This is a genomic window from Hamadaea tsunoensis DSM 44101, assembly GCF_000428945.1.
Lineage (GTDB): Bacteria > Actinomycetota > Actinomycetes > Mycobacteriales > Micromonosporaceae > Hamadaea > Hamadaea tsunoensis.
The window spans coordinates 1-21,901 of record NZ_AUAX01000040.1 but is presented as its reverse complement, the minus strand read 5'-3'; the positions used below and the strand labels follow the sequence as shown (position 1 = coordinate 21,901).

Below are 21,901 nucleotides of genomic sequence, written 5' to 3'. Positions count from 1 at the left end.
AGTGGGCACATGCCCACTTAGAGTGGGCGCATGCCCACTACTCCTTCCGAACCGCACCGGGCCCGCCGGATCGCCGAGGGCTTCGGCACCGACGCGGAGCGCTACGACCGCACCCGCCCGAGCTATCCGGCCGCGATGGTCGACGCGGTGGTCGCCGCCGCGCCCGGCCCGGACTTCCTCGACGTCGGGATCGGCACCGGCATCGCCGCCCGCCGGTTCCGCGCCGCCGGCCGCACCGTGCACGGCGTCGAGGTCGACGAGCGGATGGCCGCCCTCGCCCGCCGCGACGGCTTCACCGTCGACGTCGCCAGGTTCGAGGACTGGGACGCCGCGGGGCGTACCTTCGACGCCGTCGTCGCCGGGCAGACCTGGCACTGGATCGACCCGGTGGCCGGCGCCGCCCGGGCCGCCGAGGTGCTGCGGCCCGCCGGCCGGCTCGCCCTCTTCTGGAACGCCTTGCTCACCCCCGAGCCGCTCGCCCGGTCCTTCGCCGCCGTCTACCGCCGGGTCCTGCCCGATCTCCCCTTCGATCCCTATCCCGTACGCGCGGCCGACCCCTACGCGCCCATGATGGACACCGCGACCAGCGGCCTCGCCGAGGCGGGCGGATTCGGCGTACCGCAGCGGTGGTCGTTCGACTGGGAGCAGACGTTCACCCGCGACGAGTGGCTGGACGTGGTGCCGACCCACGGCGGGCACAACCTCATCCCGCCGGACCAGTCGGCCGCGCTGCTCGCCGGACTGGGCGAAGCCGTCGACGCGGTGGGCGGCTCCTTCGTCATGCCGATCACCACGGTCGTCCTGACCGCCCTCAGGATCTAGAAGAGGGTGTCGGGCTCCACCGGCTCCGGTTCCGGCAGCGCCGCCAGCCCCGGTACGCGCTCGCGTACCTCGGCGTGGAAGCGGCGGGCCAGTTCGGGCGCGTCGGCGTTGTCGGGAGTGTGGATGAAGACGGTCGGTTCGCGGCCCTCGGCCAGCCACCCGGCGACGCTGGCGACCCACGGCTGCCAGCCCTCGACCGTCTCGGCGACCGAGTCCCGGCCGATGTAGCGGACGATCGGCCGGGCGGTGAGCGCGCGGTCCCGGCGGGGCATCCGCGGCTTCTTCGTCCACGCCTCGCGCTCGGCGTCGCTGGTCGGCGGCTTCGCGAACAGGGCCACCGTGTCGAAGGGCAGCCACTCGGCGTCGGCCGCCGCCAGCACGGCCTCCAGGTCCCGGGTCACCGCCGCGTCCTCGAAGAAGGCGCGGTGGCGTACCTCGACGGCGTACCGGTGGGCGGCCGGCAGACGGCGCAGGAATGCGGCCAGCGCGGGCACGTCGCCCGGCCCGAACGAGCCCGGCAACTGCACCCACAGCGCGTGCGTACGCGTCCCCAACGGCTCGATCGCGTCCAGGAAGGCACGCAGTTCCGGCTCGCCGCCGGTCAGCCGGTGCTCGTGCGTGACCGGCTTCGGCAGCTTCAGCACGAAGCGGAAGTCCGGCCCGGTCTGCGCGGCCCACGACTCGACCGAGGCCCGGGCGGGGGTCGCGTAGAACGTCGTGTTCCCCTCGACCGCGTCGCACCAGCCCGCGTACGCCCGCAGGCGCTCGGCCGCCGGGAGCGGGTGCCGGACGAACCGGCCCTGCCACGGTTTGTGCTGCCACATGGCGCAGCCGACGGCCAGACGGGGCGGGGACATCGGCTCACCATATCCAGTACGCGAGGGATCCAGTACGCGAGGGATCCATTACGCGAGGGATCCGGTACGCGAGGGATGGAACCTTTCCGGCCCGGGGCGCATCGTCAGGTCATGAACAAGATCTTCGCCGCCGCCGTGACCGCCGCCCTGGCTTCGGCCGTCCTCACGACCACCGCCTGCACGGCCGCCCCGACGCCCACCGCCGCCCCCACGACCGCCGCCGCTCCCACCGCCGCCGGGCCGTGTCGCCCCGATGTGCGTACCGATGAGCTGCCGGTCTGGGCGCGCGGCGGGTTCAGCGGCGACACGAGCATGCCGCACACGCTCGGCGCGGCCGGGAGCATCGTGGCGGTGATGTTCGGCTATCCGCTGCACCAGCCGCCGACCACCGCGGACGGCCGGACCAACAAGATCCTCTGGGTGTCGGCGCCGGACGGGTCCGGCACACCGGGCAGCGACCCCGACCTGGTGATCACCGCACGGCTGGACGGCACCGGCGACCCGGTCCGCCAGACGGTCGCCGGCGGCCCGGGTCCGTCCATCGTGGACCTGCCGAAGGCCGGCTGCTGGCGGCTGACCCTCGCCTGGTCCGGCCGCACCGACACGATGGACCTCGAATATCAGACCGTCGCGGGCAGCTGACCGAGGGCCGGGATCTCGTCGATCGAGTAGTAGACCGGCAGTCCCCGCTGCGTGGCGATCGCCACGTCCTGGTCGGCCCCCTTCGACTCCCCCGGCAGGCGCAGGACGGCGTCGCAGTGCTGCAGCAGCCGCTCCGCCGTGGGATAGAGGACCTCGGCGGCGAGCGGGTGGGCGATCGAGTCGGCGCCGCCGCCGCGCAGGACCGGAAGGGCCACCCACTCGCCGATCATCGGCACGTGCCCGGCCTGGAAGATCGGCCACGCGGCCGCCTCCAGGCGGGCGAGATTGGCGGCCAGTGCTTGCGGGTTGTCGCCGGTTCCGGACCGGTAAGGCCCGGCAATGAGGATCAACATGGGTTTCCGTGCAGTCATGTGCCCCATGTTAGCGCTAGACTCGGCAGCATCAAGGAAAAACATGGAGAATCACGCAATAGGAGATCGTGCATGCTCGCCGCGCAGCGCCGTGAATTCCTGCTCGCCCGCCTGGCCACCGACCGGCGGGTGGTCACCGCCGACGTCGCCCGGGAACTCGGGACCCCCGAGGACACCATCCGCCGCGATCTGCGCGACCTCGCCGCCGCCGGCCTGTGCCAGCGCGTCTACGGGGGCGCCCTGCCGTCGTCGCCCGCGATTGCCGACTACCAGACCCGCCAGTCCATCCAGACCGACGGCAAGAAGCTGGTCGCGCGTACGGCGGCGGCGATGATCTCCGACGAGCACACCGTCCTGCTCGACGGCGGTACGACCGCCCTGGAGGTGGCCCGGGCGCTCCCGCCCGCGCTGCGCGCGACCATCGTCACCCACAGCCCCACCGTCGCCGCCGCCCTCGCCGAGCACCCGGCGGTCGAGATCTACCTGCTCGGCGGCCGCCTCTTCAAACACTCGGTGGTCACCTGCGGCGCCGCTGCCGTCGAGGCCGCCCAGGGCGTACGCGCGGACATGTTCTTCCTGGGCGTCACCGGCGTACACCCGGACGCCGGGCTGACCACGGGCGACGCCGACGAGGCGGCCATGAAGCGGGCGCTGGCGCAGCGGGCCGCCGAGACCTACGTGCTGGCGAGCGCCGAGAAGATCGGCACCGCCTCGCGGTTCGGCGTACTCGGGGTGGAGGCGGTGGCCGGGATCATCACCGACGCGCCGGACGACGAACTCCTGCGCCGGCTCGCCCGGGCCACGACGGTCCTCGCCGCGGGCCCGGGCTCGCCGGGGGTGCTCAGCGCTTGAGCGTGAAGGTGAAGTCCCCGGACAGCGGGCTGCCCAGCCGGACCATCGAGACGACCTTCCCCTCCGTGATCAGCCGCTCGACCCCGGCCCGCGACAGGCCGCAGCCCTCGGCGATCAGCCGGGCCGGCCGGATGGGGATGCGCGCCGCGAAGCGGACCGACACGTCGATCACCTCGCGGTCCAGATGGTCCCAGCCGCCGGTGTCCAGCCGCCAGGCGTCGCCCCAGTCGAGGGTCACCCGGCTGCGCCGCTGCACGAGCGGATCCTGGAGCAGTTCGGCCGTCAGATCGGAATCGTTGCCGTGCAACCGGTCCAGCAGCGTGGACGGGATGTCGCGGACGTTCGTGCGCTCCAGGAGCGTGAGCTTGGCGGTCTCGCCGCACCCGTTGCAGAGCACGAGAAGCCAGGCGTCGAGGAGCTTGTGGTTGGCGTTGACGCGGAATTTGCCGCTCGGCCGGAAGAACTCCGACCCGCAGGTGTGGCAGCGGCGACGGACGAGGGGCAGGCAGGTGGGAACAACCACCCATGAGGTGGACATAGAGATACACCGGTTTCAGTGAGAAAGTCCGCAGCAAAAAGATGCGCGGCGCAGGAAGGCGCGACGCGCGACCAGATCAGCAGTGGGGCGGTCTCACAGGGTGTACAACGGAACGTCCTCGGCTCGGCGACAGGTCCAGCAGCACCGTAACCGCGTACCCCGGCCCGGATCCACCGGTTTTCGCCGCCTCATGGAGCGGATTCGCAGTGAATTCGTAGCGCTCCTCGCCATGCTCGGCGCACCCCGCCGCGAACAACGCGACGGCGGCCGACCGGGAGTGGTGAGGCGATGTCTGACGCGGGCGCGCTGCGGCGCATGATCTGGCTCTTCCCCGACCGCGAGTCCTCGCGTACCAGCGCGAAATGGTCCGCGGCCTTCTGGAACACCTACGGGGAGGTGGCCAAGGAAGCGGACCTGACCTGGGAGCGGGTCGCCCCCGAGGCGGTCACCGTCGACGCGCTCGACCTCGCCGAGCCCAAGGTCTACATCGACGGCGAGCCGGTCACCCCGGCCGACACGTTGTTCGTCACCTCCCTGTACTCGCTGCCCTACCAGGCCGCGGACGTCTTCAACCAGCTGGCCCTGTACTCGGTCCTCGAACAGGCCGGCTTCTACCTGCCGCACCCGCCGGAACTGGCCACGCTGTGCAACGACAAGCTGGCGACCATCCTGTTCCTGCGCGACTGCCCCATCCCGCCGGTGCCGACCGTCCGCATCGGATCGGGCCGCGACCTCGTCTACGACGAGTACCTGCCGACGATCCGGCACCTGACCTACCCGGCCATCGCCAAGCCCGCCGCCTGGTGCGCGGCCCGCGGCATCAACATCGCCCGCGACGGCCACGACGTCCGCGGCCTGCTCAGCCTGGCCCAGGGCGGCGACACCGCGCTGGTGTTCCAGCCCTACCTCGGCGGCCGGACCGCCGACCACCGCGTCTACATCGTCGACGGCGAGCCGCTCGGCGTCCTCGTCCGCCAGCCCGGCGACGGGGCGCCCTACACGCAGTACAGCACCGGCGGATCGCTGCGCTACGTGCCGCTCGCCGACGAACTCGCCCCGGCGGTCGAGTACTTCGCCAAGAAGCTGCCGGTGCCGTTCCTGTGCGTCGACTTCCTGCACGACGGCGAGCGCTTCTGGCTGTCGGAGATCGAGTTCGACGGCACGATCCAGGCGCCCGACACCGCGCCCGAGACCGTCCGGCGCCAGCGCGACATCATCCGGGCCCGGTTCGAGGCGTACCGGCGGGGACACGAGAGGTTCCTGACGCGATGACCACCGAGAATCTCCGCTCGCCGGTCCTGGGCCGGCAGTTCGGTCTGCTGTGGACCGGGCAGTCGGTCAGCAACGTCGGCGACAAGGTCACCATCTTCGTCGTACCGACCGTCATGATCCTGCTGCTGCACGCCTCCGCGTTCCAGGTCGGCCTCGTCGCGATGGCCCAGTATCTCGCGATCCCGCTGCTCAGCCTGGTCGCCGGGATGCTCGTCGACCGCTGGGACCTGCGCGGCACGCTCATCGCCTGCGACGTCATCCGGTGCTTGACGATCGCCCTGGTGCCGGTCGCGTACTGGGCGGGGTTCCTGTCGGTGCCGCTGCTGTTCGCCGTGGTCGCCGTCGTCAACGCCACGTCGGTCTTCTTCAACGTCGGCTACACCGCCACCATCGCCTCCATCGTGGAGCCCGAGGGGCGGGTCAAGGCGTACGCGCGCCTGGAGACCAGCCGCACGACCTCCGAGGTCGTCGGACCGGCCGTCGGCAGCATCCTGTACGCCGGCCTCGGCGTCGCGTCCCTCCTCGTGGACGCGGCGAGCTTCCTGTTCTCGGCGGGCACGATCCGGTCCATGCGGCCCTACGGCGGGGGCGCCGGCAAGCTGCACTCGATGTGGGCCCGGCTCAAACGCGGCGTCGTGCTCAACTGGTCCGATCCGGTCCTGCGGGCCACTCTGATCGGCACCCTGCTCGCCAACGTCGGCGGGCCGATCTACGTCACCGTGATGCCGATGCTCGCGTACCGGGGACTGGGTCTGAGCGTGGGCACGATGGGCGTCGTGATGTCGGCGGCGGCCGTGGTGGCCGTGGCCGGCACGTTCCTGGCGCAGCGGGTGAGCCGGGCGATCACCGCGGCGCGCATGATGCCGCTGTCGATCTTCCTGCACTCGTTCGTGGGCCTGGGGATCCTGCTCGCGCCGCGGCTGCCGAGCGCGGTGGTGCTGGCTGCGACGCTGGGCGCCTACGGCTTCTTCATGGTCTGGTACAACGTGAGCACCGCCGCCGTACGCCAGGCGCGCGTGCCCGCCGCGGACCAGGCGGTGTCCCACGCGGCGTTCCGGACGATCACCTGGGGCGTCATCCCGCTGAGCGTGTTCGTCGGCGGCGTCCTGGTGTCGTGGTTCAACCGCGACGTCAGCATCCTCGCCGCCACCCGGATCACCATGGTCGTCGGTACGCTCATCGGCACGTTCTTCGCCTGGCCGCCGCTCGTGCCCGTGCACGGGATGCTGGAACGGGAGAAGGCCGCCGCGCCCGTCGCCGAGCCGGCCGAAGTGGGGGCGACGGCATGAGCGCACCGGTCCTGCTCATCACCGGCACCTCCTCCGGCATCGGCCTGCGTACGGCGATCGCGGCCGAGCGGGCGGGCTGGCACGTGATCGCCACGATGCGCGACGTCGCCAAGGCTCCCGCCGAGCTGGACGGCTTCGACATCCGGCCGCTCGACGTCACCTCCGAAGCGTCCATAGCGGACTGTTTCGGCGGGATCGAGCGGCTCGACGCGCTCGTCAACAACGCCGGGATCGGCAACAACTTCCCCACCATCGAGACCGTGTCCATGGATCGCTACCGGGCCGGGATCGAGGTCAACTTCCTCGGCGTCGTCGCCGTCACCCGGGCGGCGATGCCGCTGCTGCGCGCCTCGGGCGGCCGGGTCCTGTCCGTCGGCAGCACCCGCGGCCTCATCGCCCAGCCGTTCAACGAGGCCTACTCGGCGGCGAAGTTCGCGGTCGAGGGATTCATGGAGGCCCTCGCCCCGGTCGCGGCGGCCGTCGGCGTGACCGTCGCGATGATCGAGGCGGGTCCGGTGCTGGAGACGTCCTTCGCCGCCAACACCGGGGTCACCTTCGACTCGCTGCTGGCCGCCGCCGGCCCGTACGCCGACGCCCTCCGGTCCTATCTGGAGTATCTGCAGGAGACCGGCTGGCCCGGCGCGCAACCGGCCGGCGAGGTCGCCGACGTGATCGTGCGGGCGCTCACCGAACCCGACCCGCCGTTCCGCATCCCGACCAGCGACTGGGTACGCGACTACGCGGCCCTCAAGCTCGTCGACCCGGAAGGCCGGGCCGTCCAGAAGATGACCCGGTCCTGGGTCGTCCGTTAGCGGTCAGACCTCGCCGCGAGCCTTGGCCGCCCGGTACAGCGCGATCACGTGCGGGGCGGCCAGCCGTGGCCAGGTCGTCGTCCGGCGGGTGTCGGTGTCGTGCACGTAGACGCTGCCGCCGATCACCGACGGCGGCTTGGACCAGTCGGTGATCGGCGGCTCGATCGGCCACACCACCACCGCATTGTCGAACGCGAACGAGCCCACCTCGATCGGCCGGCCGGCGTACCGGGACTGGTTGAGCATGTTCCTGATGGCCTGCACGAGCTGGTCGGTGTTCACTGCGGCGCCCTCCACGTGTTGTCGACGATGATCGCCCAGACCCCGTACGCCTCCGGATACAGCGGCTGGTCTCCGCGCGCTCCCGTGTTGGCGTCCACCCAGCCGATCCGGCCGTCGTGGTTGTAGCCGTTCCAGGCGTGCGTACCCGTGCCGAGGTGCGGCGGCCAGCCGTTGACGATCAGCGCGGCCGTGCCGTGCCCGCCGTCGCTCAGCCGCCGGGCGATGAGCGCGAACGCCGTGCTGTCGGGTCCGACGTACTCGAACGGCCTGCCCAGGTACGCCTCGGCCCGCTCGCGGCCGGACTGCTCCCCGAGCAGCGGGCTCAGCGGGTCGGCCGGATCGTAGTTGAGCGACGACGCCGCCCGGGGCGCCCCCGAGTAGGTGGACAGGAACGCCAGGGCGCATTCCAGCGCGTTGCTCGTCCGGCTGGACGCGGTGTCGGGTGGGGATGTCATCACATGCTCCTCGGCGCTGACAAGATCGTTTCCTCGGCCGCCGCGAGCCTACCCGGCGTCCGCCAGGACGTCTTCATGATCGGGCGGGGGCACCCTTCGCCCTTGACCGAACCCCCGGCGGTGGCATATTTATCTACTTAGAACTATCTGGGGAGGTTCTCATGACCGCACCGCCGGAAGCCTCGGCTCGCACCTATCCGTTCAACAATCCCGCGGGCCTCGACCTCGATCCGCTCTACGCACAGCTGCGCGCCACCGAGCCGCTGTCGCGGGTCCGGCTGCCCTACGGCGAGGAGGCCTGGCTGGCCACCCGCTACGAGGACGTGAAGTTCATCCTCGGCGATCCGCGGTTCGGCCGGGCGGCAGTGATCGGCCGGGACGAGCCGCGTACGCATCCGCGGCAGCAGGATTCCGGGCTGCTGACGATGGATCCGCCGAACCACACCCGGCTGCGCAAGCTGGTGGCGAAGGCGTTCACCAACCGGCGCGTGGAGACGCTGCGGCCGCGGGTCACCGAGATCGCCGACGGGCTGCTGCGCGACATGAAGGACCTGGGCGACCGGGGCGACCTCGTCGAGGGGTTCGCCACACCGCTGCCGATCATGGTCATCTGCGAGCTGCTCGGCGTACCGTTCACCGACCGGCACAACTTCCAGGTCTGGTCCGAGGCGATCATCTCCACGACCTCGCTGCCGCTTGAGACGATCATGGAATACATGGGCGCGCTGCACGCGTACATGGCCGGGCTGGTGGCGCAGCGGCGCGAGCAGGAGACCGACGACCTCATCGGCGCCCTAGTCCGCGCCCGCGACGAGGACAACGACCGGCTGACCGAGCAGGAGATGGTGGAACTGCTGGCGGGTCTGCTCGCGGCCGGCCACGAGACCACGGTCACCCAGATCCCGAACTTCGTCTACGTGCTGCTGACCAATCCCGGCAAGTGGCGCGAGCTCGTGGCGGATCCCACGCTCATCCCGAACGCCGTCGAGGAGCTGATGCGCTACGTCCCGCTCGGCACGGCGGCCGCCTTCGCCCGGTACGCGAGCGAGGACACCGAGCTGGGCGGCGTGCTCGTGAAGGCGGGCGAACCGGTGCTGGGCTCGCTGGGCTCGGCGAACCGGGACGAGCGGTTCTTCAAGGATCCCGACACGCTGATCTTCACCCGGGAGACCAACCCGCACATCGGTTTCGGGCACGGGCCGCACCACTGCGTCGGCGCGCAGCTCGCGCGGCTGGAGTTGCAGGTGGCGCTGGGCGCGTTGACGCGCAACCTGCCGGACCTGGAGCTGGCCGTGCCGGCGGACGAAGTACCGTGGAAGACCGGCATGCTGGTACGCGGCCTGAAGGAGCTCCCGGTCCGATGGTAGGTCCACAGTCAGGTCCACAGTGGCGGGTGACGGTCGACCCGAGCCGGTGCATCGGCTCGGGGCTGTGCGCCGCCTCCGCACCCAGGCACTTCACTCTTCAGGGGCCGTACGCGACCGCGGTCGGCGATCTGATGGAACCCGACGAGGAGATCTCCGACGCCGCCGAGTGCTGCCCGACGGAAGCCATCACGGTCGAGGAACTCTGACGGCCAAGGGGTTCGCGGCTCACCCCGCGAACCCCTCCCGAGACATACGTATCAAGGTCGTTGATCGTGACTGTCGGGACGGCGACTCGGGCCGGGCCATCGGCCGCGATCGACCTCGTCTACCCTCGGGCCTGTCCGCTTCCCACCCCCGGCGGAGGGCCCCATGTCCCGCACGATCCGATGGCTGATGCCGCTGTCCCTGCTGGCGGTCCTCGGCGGCGGCGCGGCCGCGTACGCGATGCCGCACGGCCAGCCGATCCGGTGGACCGCCGGGATCACCACCGCGACAGGCGCGTCCCCGAGCCCGTCCGCCGCGCCGGAGCCGCCGCCACCGCCGCCGCCCACTCTTCAGGCGGGCCCGGTGACCGTGACCGCGCCGAAGGACGGCTTCCTCGCGTGGGCGTTCTACGACCGGCGTACGTCGACGATGAGCGGTTCGGCCAACAGCGACTCGGGGGTCAACAGCACCGAGTCGATGATCAAGGCGTGGATGGTCTCGGACTACCTGCGCAAGCGTACGAAGCTCACCGCCGCCGAGCGCAAGCACGTCACCGGCGCGATCCGGGACAGCAACGACAACGACGCGGACTACTTCTACAAGGCCAACGGGGGAAAGCCCGGGCTCAAGCGGCTGGTCACCGTGTGCGGCCTCAAACACGTGAAGACCTCGGCGGACCCCAAGGAGACCTGGGCCTACACGACCATGACCGCCAAGGACGCCGTACGCATGGGCCTGTGCATCGGCGACGGCCGCGCGGCCGGTCCGCTGTGGACGCAGTACGTGCTGGACGAGATGCGCCACGTCGAGGGCGACGTGACCGACAACAAGATCCAGAGCAAGACGGGCGGCGGGCACTGGGGCATCATCGACGCCCTGCCGGACGACGTGATCCCGCAGACCAGCATCAAGAACGGCTGGACGATGCTGTGGAAGGACTACCACTGGCACGTCGACTGCCTGGCCGTCCACCCCGACTGGGTCCTCGCCGTCCAGGTGCGTACGCGCTACGCGCCCAAGACGGAGAAGGAGGCGCCGCTCAACGCGGACGCGCTCTGCCAGGCGGTCACGAGGCAGCTGGTGTTCCCGCGGATCGTGCCCGAGCCGCAGCCGTCCGCCACGCCCACGACCTCCGCCACGCCGAGCCCGTCGGCGTCGCCGCCCGCGCCGTAGCCGTCACAGTTCGATCGGGCGGCAGTTCCACGCGTGGTCGACGATCTCCTCCGCGGTGTGCTCGGGCGCCGCGTGGAAGATCAGGTCGCCCAGGTGGGCGCAGCCGGTCTGCTGTTCGAGCCCGGCGACGGTCCAGCCGAGCACCAGGTCGTCGGACTCGGCGGCGAAGATGCGCTGCACCACGTGCACGGCCGCGTCGTGGCCGAGCGGAAAGGGCAGCCGCGCATAGTGCACGTAGTCGCGGTACTCCTCGACGGCCTCGCCGACGTTCACCCACTCGTCGTGGCCCGCCCCGAACAGCTCGGCGGCCAGCGACAACGCCTCGACCGGTTTGCTCGCCCGCGCCACGACGCCGCCGGTGTCGTCGGCCTGCGGGTCCAGCGGCGGCAGCGCCGCGAGATCGCTGAGGTCCGCGCCGCCGTCGTCCAGTCCTAAGTGGTACGCGATGGCGAAACCGTCCGCGACGGGTTCGACCACGGCCCAGCGGACCCCTTGTCGTCCCTGGTGGAGGGCCGGGCCGAGGAATTGCTCGATCGGCGTCCCCTCGCTCAGGGTCCACTCCGCCAGCCCGTCGGTGAGGTGTCGCACGTATAGAGGTTAGCCGTTGTTCACGATCTTTACCGTCCCGGGCCGGTCCGGCGAGCGGGTCCATGCCCGCGAGGAGGCACCCGCGGACCGGTGATTTCGCCGATGCCGACCCGGCGCCGCACCTCAGATGATGACGGGCATCGATGCGGTTCGCGGATCCCGGCGCTTGCCCGGTACCGGGGCCCCGACCGCCCGAGCAGGAAGGTACCGACGTGCACACTTCCACCAAGGCCGGTGCGGCGCGCGTCCTGGCGGCGCTCGCGGTCATGCTGACCGGCGTGCTGGCGGCCGGTTCGCCGGCGGTCGCCGACAACCCGTACGAGCGCGGGCCCGCCCCGACCCTCGCGAGCATCCAGGCCGCCCAGGGACCGTTCGCCACGTCCTCCGTCTCCGTGTCCGCCGCCCAGGTGAGCGGGTTCGGCGGCGGGACGATCTACTACCCGACGACGACCTCGGCCGGCACCTTCGGCGGCATCGCGATCTCCCCCGGCTACACGGCCACCTGGTCCAGCCTGTCCTGGCTGGGCCCGCGGCTGGCCTCGCAGGGCTTCGTGGTGTTCGGCATCAACACGCTGACGATCTACGACCAGCCCGCCAGCCGGGGACGCGAGCTGCTGGCCGCCCTGGACTACCTGACCGGCAGCTCGTCCGTACGCGGCCGGGTCGACGCCTCCCGGCTGGCGGTCGCGGGGCACTCGATGGGCGGTGGCGGCACCCTGGAGGCCGCGAACAGCCGGCCGTCGCTCAAGGCCGCGGTGCCGATCGCGCCGTGGAACCTGACCACCAACTGGTCGGGCGTACGCGTCCCGACGATGATCTGGGGCGGGCAGGCGGACACGATCGCGCCGGTCGCCGCGCACGCCATCCCGTTCTACAACTCGCTGCCGTCCTCGACCGAGAAGGCGTACATCGAGTTGGCCGGGGCCTCGCACTTCTTCCCGCAGACGCCGAACACCACCCTGGCCGCGTACTCGATCTCGTGGCTGAAGCGCTTCGTCGACAACGACACCCGCTACGACCAGTTCCTGTGTCCGAACCCGACCGGTATCGCGATCTCCCAGTCGCGCGGGACCTGCCCCTACACCACCTGACGCATCGACAGGTCTTTGCAAGATGGTTACCTTGGAGTAACACTCTTGGCATGGTTATTGCACCGACGATGCAGATACAGCGGCTGCGCGGGCGGTCGAGCCAGCTCGCCGCGGTCCGGACACTGATCACCGACGCGGGGCGCGGCCACGGGGGCGCGCTCCGCGTCGTCGGCGAGATCGGCACCGGCAAGAGCGCCCTGCTCACGGCCGCCGCGGCCGGCACCACCGAGTGGACGGTCGCCCGCATCGGCGGCCTGGAGGCCGAGCGCCGCCTGCCCTATGCCGGCCTGCAACGGCTGCTCGCGCCGCTCGCCGACCGCCTCGTGACGCTGCCGGCGCGCCGCGCCCGCGTCCTCGGCACCGCGCTCGACGGCGCCGGCTGCCCGGACGCCGACCGGCTCACCCTCGCCCTGGCCACCGTCGACCTGCTCGCCGCGCAGGACCGCCCGGTCCTCGCCTGCCTCGACGACGCGCACGCGATGGACGAGTCCACTCTCGACACGGTCACCGCCGCGGGTCGCCGGCTCGGCCGCCACCCCGTCGCCCTGCTCCTGGCCACGCGGGCCGGCGCGGGGGCGGACGGCATCGCCGAGGTCGGGCTGGGCCCACTGTCCCTGGAGGACTCCCTGAGCCTCGTCCACGATCTCGCGCCGCACCCGCTCGCTCCCGGCGTGGCCGCCCGGGTCGCCGCCCTCGCACACGGCAACCCCGCCGCCCTCGCCGAGATCGCCGCCGCCCTCACCGCCGCGCAGTGCGCCGGCGGCACGCCGCCGCCCGATCGGCTGCCCGAGAACAGCCCGCTGCGCGAGGCGTACATCCGGAGACTGGATTCCTATGAGCGCGACACCCGGTGGCTGCTGCTGCTCGCGGCGACCGACCCCGAACTGGATCAGAAGATCCTGGTGCGCGCGGCGCAGGCGAGCGGCGTGCCGATCGCGGCGCTCGCGCCCGCGGAGCGCGACGGCCTCATCCGCGTCACCGCGACCACCGTGCGCCTCACCCAGCCGCTGCTGCGCGACCTGCTCTACACCGAGGCCCCCGTCGTGGACCGGCAGTCGGCCCACCGCGTGCTCGCCGGCGTCCTGGACCACCATCGGGTACGCCGGGCGGGGCACCTCGCCGCCGCGGCAGCGGTCGAGACCCAGCCGGCCGACGTGGCCGATCCCGGGCCGGACCGCTCCTGGCTGTCCGGCCGGCCGGCGGACCACGCGGTGGACGAGATCCTCGACGCCGCGGCCGGACTCGGCCCGGTGGCGACCGCGTACGCGCTGCTGCGAGCGGGCGAGGCCGCCTGTTTCCTCGGCGAGCACCGGCGCTACGAGGACCTCGACCGCCGGGCGGAGGTTCTGCGGCGCCCGGACGCCTCGCTGCCCGAGCGGCTCATCCGCGAGCACATCGCCGGCTTCGCCGCCACCTTCTCCGGCCGCCACGCCGAGGCCACCGTCCACCTGCGACAGGTGACCGAGTGGGCGACGCCGCTCGCCGACCCGGGCGCCCTGACCTGCGCCGCCGCCGGGGAACTCCTGCGGGCCGACTCGGCCGCCGCGTACGCGCTGGCCCGGCGGGCGGTCGACGCGGCCGATCCCGCCACGCTCCCGCTGGCCCTGGAGATGCTCGCCTACGCGGAGTTCTGGCTCGGCCGCTACGCCCACGCGGAACGGGCCAGCCTGGACGGCGTACGCGCGGCCCTGCACGCCGGCCAGGACAACTACGCCGGCGACCATCTCGGCCTCCTGGCCGTGCTCGCGGCGATCCGCGGCGACGCCGACACCTGCGCGCACCGGCTGGCCGAGATCACCGTGGCCGCCGACGCCGGCGCGTTCACCCGGCCGCGCGCGCTGGCCCGCTGGGCGCAGGCGGTGCTCGACGTCATCGAGGGCCGCCCGGCCGAGGCCGCGGACAAGATCCTGTCGCTCGCCGATCCCGCCCTCGGCACCGGGCACGTCGTCACGCAGATCATGGCGACCCCCTGGCTCGTCGAGGCGGCCGCCCGCGCCGACCGGCCGGACCTCGCGATCGCCGCGCTGTTCGCGTTCGACCAGTGGGCGCTCGGCACCGGCGACCCGGTACGCCGGGCCCTGTCCGCCCGCTGCCACGCCCTGCTCGCCCCGCGCGGCAGCGAGGAGGCCCGGTCCGGCTACCTCACCGCGCTGACCCTGCACCAGGACGGCGAGGGCGAGTTCGAGCGCGCCCGCACGCACCTGCTGCTCGGCCAGGAACTCCGCCGCAGCCGCCACCCCCGGGACGCGCGTACGCACCTGCGGGCCGCGCTCGACGCGTTCACCCAGCTCGACCTGCCACTGTGGACGGAACGGTCCCGGGGCGAACTCCGGGCCGCCGGCGACCCGACCCCGGCGGCCGCCCTCCCACCCGCCGACGCGCTCACCCCGCAGCAGCGCCAGATAGCCCGCCTGGTCGCCGACGGCGCCACCAACCGCGAAGTGGCGACGACCCTCTTCCTCAGTACGCGTACCGTCGACCACCACATGCGCAACATCTTCCAGCGCCTGGGCATCCGGTCCCGGGTCGAACTGGCCCGGCTCACCGCCCGATGACCACGTCCCACACCTCGGCCGGCCGGGTCACCATGGCGAGATGATCGGCGGCCAGGCTCCGGACGGCGTACCGGTCGGCCTCGGCCCGCGCGGCTTCCTCGGCGTACGCGTCGCTCAGCCGGACATAGGTCTTGCCCGCCTCGTCCCAGCCGGGCCCCGGTCGCGGCTTGACCTCGGTCGCCACCGGCCACGGCAGCTCGGGAAGGTCCCGCAGGACCTGCTCCCGCTGCCGCGCGTCCGGCAGGAGTTCGTCCACCGCTTCCCGGGGGAACCAGGTGTCCCACGGAGGGAGTCTGCCGTCCCGCGCCATTCCCCGCAGGGCGTCGGCGAAATCGGCGGGCAGGGAGTCGATCCAGCTCCGGCCGGGATGCGGCAACACGGCGTCGAGGAACACGACGTCGCATCCGACCGCCGACGCGATCCCCGGCAGGTACGCGCCCGCGCCGCTGTGCGCCACGACGAGATCCGGCTCGGTTCGTTTCGCCGCGGCGACCACACTGTCGTGAAAGGACGGATCATTCAGCAACGGGCGGAGATCCGGTGCGGCCACCCGCCAGCCGTCCTGTTCCGCCCGCTCGGCCAGGGGACCCCAGCAGGCGGGTGACAGCACCGGGCTATGCACCAGCAGCAGCGTACGCACCCCTGAATCCTGCCACCGGAATGTCGGACGGGCCCGCTACCGTGCCGGCTCTCCGGAGTCCCGCTGCGGGTTGGAGAACTTGATCAAATACCGCTATTGCGGCACCGGGAAGCCGATTCCCTTGATCAAATACCGTCATTACGGCGGGAGCGCGCCCCCCTGCCGGATAGGCGGTATTTGATCAAGGAGGCACGCCATGGATTGCCGTAATAGCGGTAAATGATCACTCCACGGCGGGGCATTCAACAGCGGACCGCTCCAGCACGGCGGGAAAGCATGATCAAGTTCCCGGATCCTGCAGAAAACGGGCCGATTCCGCAGCTCCAGGGAACTTGATCATGCCTTGGAGATCCACTACTACAGAATCCGGGCACTGGATCGAGGTCCAGGGGCGATCCGGACCCACTACATCTCAGCCGCGAACGATCGCCGGTGTGCGGAGGTGTCGATCCGCGGCCCTCGCCCGAGCGTCGGGCCCAGAGACGTTAGAGGAGTTCGAGGAGGTCGAAGCCGGGTTTGCGGTCGGCGAGGAGACGGCGGTAGCGCTCCCCGGCGATCAGCTGCTCGGCCCGCTCCCGGAGAGCAGGCGGACGTCCGGACCCCGCTACGCGCGGGGCGAGGAGTTTCATCTCGGCGTGGACGGCGTCGGCCTCGGCCGGCCGGCCCAGGTGGTCGAGGACCGCGCGGTGGATGTGGAGGACGGCGACGGCGGTGAGGACCGCGTGCCCGGGGGCTGATCGGGCGACGTCGGCTGCTTCGGCCAGCAGTTCCAGACGTCTTTGCGGGGTGGGGGCGTGCTCGCTCTGTTCGGCCAGGCTCCTGGCGAGGCGCCCGGCGTGCCCGAGGACCCGGTAGGCCTTCACCCGGTCCCGGAGGCGGGCCTCGCGGGATCCGACCAGGATCCCCCTCGCCCACGCGTGCAGTTCGTTGGTCAGCTTGTCCCGGCCGGGGACGATCATCCGCGCTCCTGTCTGTCGAGTCGCGCCCATCGCGGCGCTGGGACAGACTAGGTGCGTAAACCGCAGGTCAACAGGGCTTTTCAGCGGAGTGACCGAAGAGGATCTCCACGGTATGCTGATGGCGGCGTCAACCCGGATCAGGCTTTCGTGACCGGGAGCACCGCGCGGATGAGGTCGGCCAGCGGCCCGACGAGATCGTCGATTCCCGCCTCTCCCAACGGTTCCAGCTTCGTCGAGGAGCGCAGCAGCGCCATGCCGACGGCCGCCGACAGCACGATCTGCGCCCGCAGCAGCAGCTGATCGCCCTGCGGGTGGCGCGGGTGCCAGCCCGCCGCCGCGGCGAGCCGTTCCGACGACGTACGCAGAACGCCGATCCGGATCTCGTCGGCCCGCTCGTCGCCGGAGGACCGCAGCATCAGCGCGAGCTGGTAGGGCTGGCCGCTGATGCTCATCCCGGCCAGCTGCTGGGCGATCGCGAGCGGCACGTCGTCGAGGGCGACGTCGCCGGTGGTCTGGCGCAGCTCGTCGACGGCCGTGGTCAGGCACTGCTCGAACAGGCCCTCCTTCGACGAGAAGTACCGGTTGATCAGGGCGACGTTGACCCCGGCGTCGTCGGCGATCTCGCGGACGGTGGTGGCCGCGTACCCGGCGGCGGCGAAGCGGTGGCGGGCGGCTTCGAGGAGGCGGCGGCGCGTGTCGGCGGCATCGCGGCGGCGGCGCGTGTCGGTCTCGGCGGGCACGCCGTCCAGCGTACCTGTGATCCAAGCCATGTAAACGTCCGTTGACTACCTGTCGGTCAGCGATCTAGGGTCAAGTCGACAGACGTTTACTTAGCTTCGGGGTTCCCCATGACGCAGGACATCGGCGCACCGCGTACCGGGCGGCACGCCAACAGCACGCTCGTCGTGCTCTTCCTCTCCCTCGGCGGCCTCTCGTTCGCCGTCCTCCAGTCCCTGGTCGCACCGGCGCTGCCGGTCATCGCCCACGACCTCAAGGCCTCGACCGGCGACATCAGCTGGGTGCTGACCGCGTACCTGCTGGCGGCCTCGGTGCTCACGCCGATCCTCGGCCGGCTCGGCGACATGATCGGCAAGCGCCGGGTGCTGCTCGTCGTCCTGGTCATCCTGGCCGCCGGTACGCTGCTCGCCGCCCTCGCCCCGAACCTGCAGGTCCTGATCGCGGCCCGGGCGCTGCAGGGCGCCGCCGGCGCGATCCTGCCCCTGTCGATCGGCATCGTCCGCGACGAACTGCCCCGCGAGAAGGTCGGCGTGACCGTCGGCCTGCTGTCGGCGATCTTCGGCATCGGCGCCGGCCTCGGCATCGTGCTCGCCGGACCGATCGTCGACCACCTGTCGTGGCAGTGGCTGTTCTGGTTCCCGCTCGTCCTCATCGCGGTCGCGCTGATCGGCGTCGTCGCCGGCGTACCCGAGTCCGACGTGCGTACGCCGGGACGCCTCGACTGGATCGGCGCGCTGGTGCTGTCGGTGTCGCTGGTGTCGCTGCTGCTGGGCATCAGCAAGGGCCGGGAGTGGGGCTGGTCGGACGGCAAGACGGTGACCATGCTCATCGTCGGCGTGGTCGGCCTGATCGCCTTCGTCCTCGTCGAACTGCGGGTGAAGGAACCGCTCATCTCGATGCGGCTGATGGCCCTGCGCGGGGTGTGGACGACCAACATCGTCGGCCTGACCTTCGGCTTCGCGATGTTCGGCACGTTCCTGCTGATCCCGACCCTGCTGGAGCTGCCGAAGATGACCGGCTACGGCTTCGGCAAGTCGGTGTCGGAGGCGGGCCTGTTCCTGCTGCCGACCACGCTGATGATGCTCGTCTTCGGCCCCCTGTCGGGCCTGCTGGAGCGCCGGTTCGGACCGAAGCTGCCGCTGACCCTCGGCGCGCTCGCGGTCGTGGCCGCGTTCGGCCTGCCGGCGATCGCCCACGGCGCGCTGTGGCAGCTGCTGGCCTCGGGCTTCCTCACCGGCGCGGGCATCGGCCTCGTGTTCGCCGCGATGTCCAACGCCATCATCGAGACCGTTCCCGCCACCCACACCGGCGAGGCGACGAGCGTGAACAGCATCGTGCGTACGGTGGGCGGCTCGATCGGCAGCGCGGTCGTCGCGGCGGTCGTCGTCTCCGACACCACGCCGCAGGGCATCCCGACCGATCACGCGTTCACGACCGGCTTCTGGGTCTGCGCGCTCGTCGCCGCGCTCGCGGTCGTCGCCGCGCTCGCCCTGCCGTCGGCCCGCAAGCGCCGGCAGGAGGCGGCCGAAGCGTCCCACGTGGACGATCAGATCGCCGAGCCCGTCCGCAGCTGAGCCCTCCTCGATCGTGGCCGTCCCTCCGCGGGGCGGCCACGCCCGTTTGTCCGAATTGCGTACGCCGAGGGCAGCCTGCTAGCCTTCGGGCGATCGTGACCTACCAGCTGGAGGTGAGACCCATGTTCGCAGTATCCGCACTGGGTGCTCCCCCGCTGTCCACGATCACGCGACTCAGGTAGTCGCCATCGGGAGCACCCGCCACGCGACTCGCGAAAGGCGACTCCCATGAGCACGACTTCATCCTCCTTGACCCACGGCGGTCCGACGGCCGCTCCCGACGGCAGGCGCGCCCTGGTGTGCGCGGGCGGCGGCGCGGCCGGCAACGCGTGGGAACTCGGTCTCATCGCCGGCCTCGGCGACGCCGGTGTCGATCTCACCGAGGCCGACCTCATCATCGGAACGTCGGCGGGATCGACGGTGGCCGCCCAGATCACCAGCGGGACCCGGGCCGCCGACCTCTACGCCGCCATCCTCGCCGAGACGCCCCCGCCACCGGCCGGCGGTGGCGTACCGGGCCGGGGGCTCGCTCCGCGCTCCTCGGGACCGAACTACATGGAATGGTCCGACGGCATCATCGCCTCGGCCGCGGACGCCGCCGACATGCGCCGCCGGATGGGCGCCGCCGCGCTGGACATGGCCGCCGCCGACGATTCCAGGCAAACGCGCTGGCGCGACATCGTCGCGTCCCGGCTGCCGAGCCCGCACTGGCCGGAGCAGCCCGTACTCATCTCTGCCGTGGATGCGCGTACCGGGGAACCGGTGGTGTTCGATCGCCACAGCGGCATCGACCTCGTGGACGCCGTCGCCGCCAGCACCTCGGCCATGACGCCCTACCCCATCGGCGAGAACCGCTACATCAACGGCGGCTACCGGCGCAGCGAGAACGCCGATCTCGCCGCCGGATACGGCCGGGTGGTGGTGCTGTCGCCGTTCGGCGGGCGTACGCGGATGCCGCTGGAGTGGGGCATGGACCTCGCGACCCAGGTCGAAGAGCTGCGCGCCGGAGGCAGCCGGGTCGAGACCGTCTTCCCGGACGCCGGCGCGGGTGAGGTCTTCGACGCGAACGCGCTGGATCCGGCCACGCGACTGCCGGCCGCGCGTGGCGGCTACGCCCAGGGCCAAGCCCTCGCGGAGCGGTTCGCCGAGTTCTGGCGGCGCGGGTGACAAGAACATAATCGCGGGTGACAAGAACATGATCACGTGAAGAGCGCCCGGCGATAGGCGCACGGGATCCGTCGGTCCGGTCAGGGACGCTCGCCTCCAAGATCCCGTTTGGATCAGGGTCTCGGGTTTTAAGGTCGGATTAGTTCTTTGGGGATCTTGACTTTGGTTGTGCGGGTGGGTTCGTAGCGGGGTGCGGGTTCGCTGGTGCGGCCTTTGGGTCGTCCGGGTCCGGGTTTGGTGGGTTTTGGCCATCTAGCTGGTGTGTCGATTGTGGCTAGCAGGTGGGTGAAACCTTGCCGGACCCGGCCCGGGGTCATTTGCTGGCTGGTGAGGGGTTTCTGCCAGGGCAGGCGGTGGTCGGCGACGAGGGGGCGGGCCAGGCGTAGCTGGGTGGCGGTGATGGCGGTGAGTTGGCTGAACCGGTCGGCTTGTTGTGGGTGGCGTAGTCGTGGGGTGGCCCAGCCGAGGTTTTGGCGGGCGAAGCGGAAGAAGTGTTCGACGTCGAACCGGCGTAGGTAGGCGCGCCAGCAGCGGTCGGGGTCGAAGGTGTCGGCGGGGCCGTTGAACCAGAGCCAGATCGGGCCGGGTTGGCGGTGGCGGGGTGTCTTGTCGACGGTGAGCCGGAGGATGGTGGCTTCGATGATGCTGGGCCGCCCGTCGGGGTCGCGGTAGTGGGTTTGGGTTTCGGGGTGTAGTTGGTGCCATGCGGTGACGTGGACGTTTCCGTAGACCGGGTCGTGCAGGGCGAGTTCGTGGTCGGGTGGGGTGTGGCTTTCGGGGTGGGCGAAGTGGAATCGTCGTCCGTGTCGGCGGGGTGTGCCGGGGCCGCGTTTGCCGGTCGGTGGTTGGGGGCGGGTCCACATGACCCGGTCGTTGCGCAGCCGGATCAGGGTTTGCACGGGTTGGTCGGCGAGTTCGACGCCCAGGGTGACCGCGTCGTAGCCGGCGTCGCAGACGAACAGTGGCAGGGGTTGCGACCGGGGGTGCTCGAGCAGGGGAAGCAGGAGGAGGATCTGCCCGATCGCGGTTTCGGTGCAGGTCTGGGAGGTGTTCACCCGGGAGACGTCCAGGGGCGCGACCCAGCTACCGGGTTCGGTCGACAGGTTCACCAGCCATGAGTATGACCATCCCGCGGTGATCGGTTTCCCGTTGGTGATCTGTGCTTGGGCGTGGTTGTACTTGTGCAGGCCACGTTCGGGTGAGCATTGCGCGGCCGGACGTGCCCACAGGGTGGTGTCGACGGCGAACGTCGGTTCCCATTCGGCGGGCCGGAACCCGGCCAGGGTCTCGCGCAGCATGCCGGTGTCGATCGCTCCGTCGGCGATCGCCCGGTAGGCGCTGCCGTGCCCGCGCCGTGCGCCCGGCGCGAGCGTCAGATGCGCCAGGCCGTCCACCGCGACCGCCGACGCTTGCGCGTCGACCAGGTCGAACAATGCGTCCGGCCAACGGTCCAGGCAGTCGTACACCTGATGGCGGAACTCTCGCAGCGCCTGCTGCGCGCCGGCCAACTCATGCGCGACACTGCTGGAAGTGGTCATCGCGACCTCCGAGAGGGTTTGTCAGGCCTTTACTCGAAGATCCGCGATGACCACTTCTATGTCACTACCCGACAAGAAGGACAAACAGCACTTCACGTTAAAACCCGAGTCAGGG

Annotated in this window: 23 protein-coding genes; 13 read left to right on the top strand and 10 right to left on the bottom strand. The window is 71.3% G+C overall.

Annotation, left to right across the window (positions count from 1 at the left end):
- The first annotated feature begins 30 nt into the window (after nt 1-30).
- Entirely contained in the window at nt 31-822 is a 792-nt protein-coding gene (locus tag G401_RS0136005; RefSeq protein ID WP_027346296.1) for a class I SAM-dependent methyltransferase, read from the top strand.
- Here the strand turns inward: G401_RS0136005 and G401_RS0136000 are convergent.
- Entirely contained in the window at nt 819-1,646 is an 828-nt protein-coding gene (locus G401_RS0136000) for a DUF72 domain-containing protein (protein WP_027346295.1), read from the bottom strand. The genes G401_RS0136005 and G401_RS0136000 overlap by 4 nt on opposite strands.
- A gap of 144 nt (nt 1,647-1,790) precedes the next feature.
- On the opposite strand from G401_RS0136000, the gene G401_RS57385 reads away from it, so the two are divergent.
- A complete protein-coding gene (locus tag G401_RS57385; protein ID WP_211240947.1) occupies nt 1,791-2,321 on the top strand; it encodes a hypothetical protein in 531 nt (176 codons plus the stop codon).
- On the opposite strand, the gene G401_RS0135990 is transcribed toward G401_RS57385, so the two are convergent.
- Nucleotides 2,300-2,692 (bottom strand): DUF4406 domain-containing protein, encoded by a 393-nt coding sequence (locus G401_RS0135990; RefSeq protein ID WP_245602006.1) that lies wholly within the window; start codon nt 2,690-2,692, stop codon nt 2,300-2,302. The two genes, G401_RS57385 and G401_RS0135990, sit on opposite strands and share 22 nt — an antisense overlap.
- A gap of 72 nt (nt 2,693-2,764) precedes the next feature.
- Here G401_RS0135990 and G401_RS0135985 point away from each other — a divergent pair, with 72 nt between their 5' ends.
- Nucleotides 2,765-3,544: a DeoR/GlpR family DNA-binding transcription regulator gene (locus tag G401_RS0135985; RefSeq protein WP_027346292.1), complete on the top strand. Its 780-nt coding sequence runs from the start codon at nt 2,765-2,767 to the stop codon at nt 3,542-3,544.
- Here G401_RS0135985 and G401_RS0135980 read toward each other — a convergent pair.
- Nucleotides 3,534-4,082, bottom strand: coding sequence for a DUF1062 domain-containing protein (locus G401_RS0135980; protein ID WP_027346291.1), 549 nt, complete (start codon nt 4,080-4,082; stop codon nt 3,534-3,536). The two genes, G401_RS0135985 and G401_RS0135980, sit on opposite strands and share 11 nt — an antisense overlap.
- A 288-nt stretch (nt 4,083-4,370) precedes the next feature.
- Here G401_RS0135980 and G401_RS0135975 point away from each other — a divergent pair, with 288 nt between their 5' ends.
- Genes G401_RS0135975 through G401_RS0135965 form a run of 3 tightly spaced genes read left to right on the top strand, consistent with a single transcriptional unit; the run spans nt 4,371 to nt 7,455 of the window.
- On the top strand, nt 4,371-5,354 hold the full coding sequence (locus tag G401_RS0135975) for an ATP-grasp domain-containing protein (protein ID WP_027346290.1): 984 nt from the start codon (nt 4,371-4,373) through the stop codon (nt 5,352-5,354).
- Nucleotides 5,351-6,643 (top strand): MFS transporter, encoded by a 1,293-nt coding sequence (locus G401_RS0135970; protein ID WP_027346289.1) that lies wholly within the window; start codon nt 5,351-5,353, stop codon nt 6,641-6,643. Before G401_RS0135975 ends, G401_RS0135970 begins: the two co-directional genes overlap by 4 nt.
- Complete coding sequence (locus G401_RS0135965; RefSeq protein WP_027346288.1) at nt 6,640-7,455, top strand: SDR family NAD(P)-dependent oxidoreductase; 816 nt, start codon at nt 6,640-6,642, stop codon at nt 7,453-7,455. Before G401_RS0135970 ends, G401_RS0135965 begins: the two co-directional genes overlap by 4 nt.
- A gap of 3 nt (nt 7,456-7,458) precedes the next feature.
- Here the strand turns inward: G401_RS0135965 and G401_RS0135960 are convergent, their stop codons facing one another.
- Nucleotides 7,459-7,737, bottom strand: coding sequence for a hypothetical protein (locus tag G401_RS0135960; protein ID WP_027346287.1), 279 nt, complete (start codon nt 7,735-7,737; stop codon nt 7,459-7,461).
- Complete coding sequence (locus G401_RS50845) at nt 7,734-8,192, bottom strand: toxin glutamine deamidase domain-containing protein (RefSeq protein ID WP_051367711.1); 459 nt, start codon at nt 8,190-8,192, stop codon at nt 7,734-7,736. Before G401_RS50845 ends, G401_RS0135960 begins: the two co-directional genes overlap by 4 nt.
- Nucleotides 8,193-8,353: 161 nt before the next feature.
- Between G401_RS50845 and G401_RS0135950 the strand changes: the two genes are divergently transcribed.
- The 3 genes from G401_RS0135950 (at nt 8,354) to G401_RS50840 (ending at nt 10,936) form a co-directional block, all read left to right on the top strand.
- A complete protein-coding gene (locus G401_RS0135950) occupies nt 8,354-9,559 on the top strand; it encodes a cytochrome P450 (RefSeq protein WP_027346286.1) in 1,206 nt (401 codons plus the stop codon).
- A complete protein-coding gene (locus G401_RS0135945) occupies nt 9,553-9,765 on the top strand; it encodes a ferredoxin (RefSeq protein ID WP_027346285.1) in 213 nt (70 codons plus the stop codon). Before G401_RS0135950 ends, G401_RS0135945 begins: the two co-directional genes overlap by 7 nt.
- Nucleotides 9,766-9,928: 163 nt before the next feature.
- Nucleotides 9,929-10,936: a hypothetical protein gene (locus G401_RS50840; protein WP_051367709.1), complete on the top strand. Its 1,008-nt coding sequence runs from the start codon at nt 9,929-9,931 to the stop codon at nt 10,934-10,936.
- Between the two features lie 3 nt (nt 10,937-10,939).
- Here the strand turns inward: G401_RS50840 and G401_RS0135935 are convergent, their stop codons facing one another.
- The gene (locus G401_RS0135935) at nt 10,940-11,524 is read right to left on the bottom strand and encodes a hypothetical protein (RefSeq protein ID WP_027346284.1); all 585 of its coding nucleotides are present in this window, start codon (nt 11,522-11,524) and stop codon (nt 10,940-10,942) included.
- A 266-nt stretch (nt 11,525-11,790) separates the two neighbouring features.
- Here G401_RS0135935 and G401_RS0135930 point away from each other — a divergent pair, with 266 nt between their 5' ends.
- Nucleotides 11,791-12,615 (top strand): alpha/beta hydrolase family protein, encoded by an 825-nt coding sequence (locus G401_RS0135930; RefSeq protein WP_211240950.1) that lies wholly within the window; start codon nt 11,791-11,793, stop codon nt 12,613-12,615.
- A gap of 50 nt (nt 12,616-12,665) precedes the next feature.
- Nucleotides 12,666-15,170 (top strand): helix-turn-helix transcriptional regulator, encoded by a 2,505-nt coding sequence (locus G401_RS0135925; protein WP_027346282.1) that lies wholly within the window; start codon nt 12,666-12,668, stop codon nt 15,168-15,170.
- Here the strand turns inward: G401_RS0135925 and G401_RS0135920 are convergent.
- The 3 genes from G401_RS0135920 to G401_RS0135910 all read right to left on the bottom strand — a co-directional run bounded on the left by G401_RS0135920 (nt 15,157) and on the right by G401_RS0135910 (nt 17,539).
- Entirely contained in the window at nt 15,157-15,810 is a 654-nt protein-coding gene (locus tag G401_RS0135920; RefSeq protein WP_027346281.1) for an alpha/beta fold hydrolase, read from the bottom strand. The genes G401_RS0135925 and G401_RS0135920 overlap by 14 nt on opposite strands.
- A gap of 485 nt (nt 15,811-16,295) precedes the next feature.
- Entirely contained in the window at nt 16,296-16,769 is a 474-nt protein-coding gene (locus tag G401_RS0135915; RefSeq protein ID WP_027346280.1) for a hypothetical protein, read from the bottom strand.
- A 137-nt stretch (nt 16,770-16,906) separates the two neighbouring features.
- Nucleotides 16,907-17,539: a TetR/AcrR family transcriptional regulator gene (locus G401_RS0135910; RefSeq protein WP_051367705.1), complete on the bottom strand. Its 633-nt coding sequence runs from the start codon at nt 17,537-17,539 to the stop codon at nt 16,907-16,909.
- A gap of 78 nt (nt 17,540-17,617) precedes the next feature.
- Here G401_RS0135910 and G401_RS0135905 point away from each other — a divergent pair, with 78 nt between their 5' ends.
- Both G401_RS0135905 and G401_RS0135900 read left to right on the top strand, forming a co-directional pair.
- Nucleotides 17,618-19,081 carry an MFS transporter gene (locus G401_RS0135905; RefSeq protein ID WP_027346278.1) on the top strand — a complete coding sequence of 488 codons (1,464 nt, stop codon included), beginning with the start codon at nt 17,618-17,620 and terminating at the stop codon, nt 19,079-19,081.
- A 228-nt stretch (nt 19,082-19,309) separates the two neighbouring features.
- A complete protein-coding gene (locus tag G401_RS0135900) occupies nt 19,310-20,248 on the top strand; it encodes a patatin-like phospholipase family protein (protein WP_027346277.1) in 939 nt (312 codons plus the stop codon).
- Between the two features lie 128 nt (nt 20,249-20,376).
- Here G401_RS0135900 and G401_RS50835 read toward each other — a convergent pair whose 3' ends face one another.
- Nucleotides 20,377-21,786 carry an NF041680 family putative transposase gene (locus G401_RS50835; protein ID WP_064741918.1) on the bottom strand — a complete coding sequence of 470 codons (1,410 nt, stop codon included), beginning with the start codon at nt 21,784-21,786 and terminating at the stop codon, nt 20,377-20,379.
- Nucleotides 21,787-21,901: the final 115 nt, after the last annotated feature.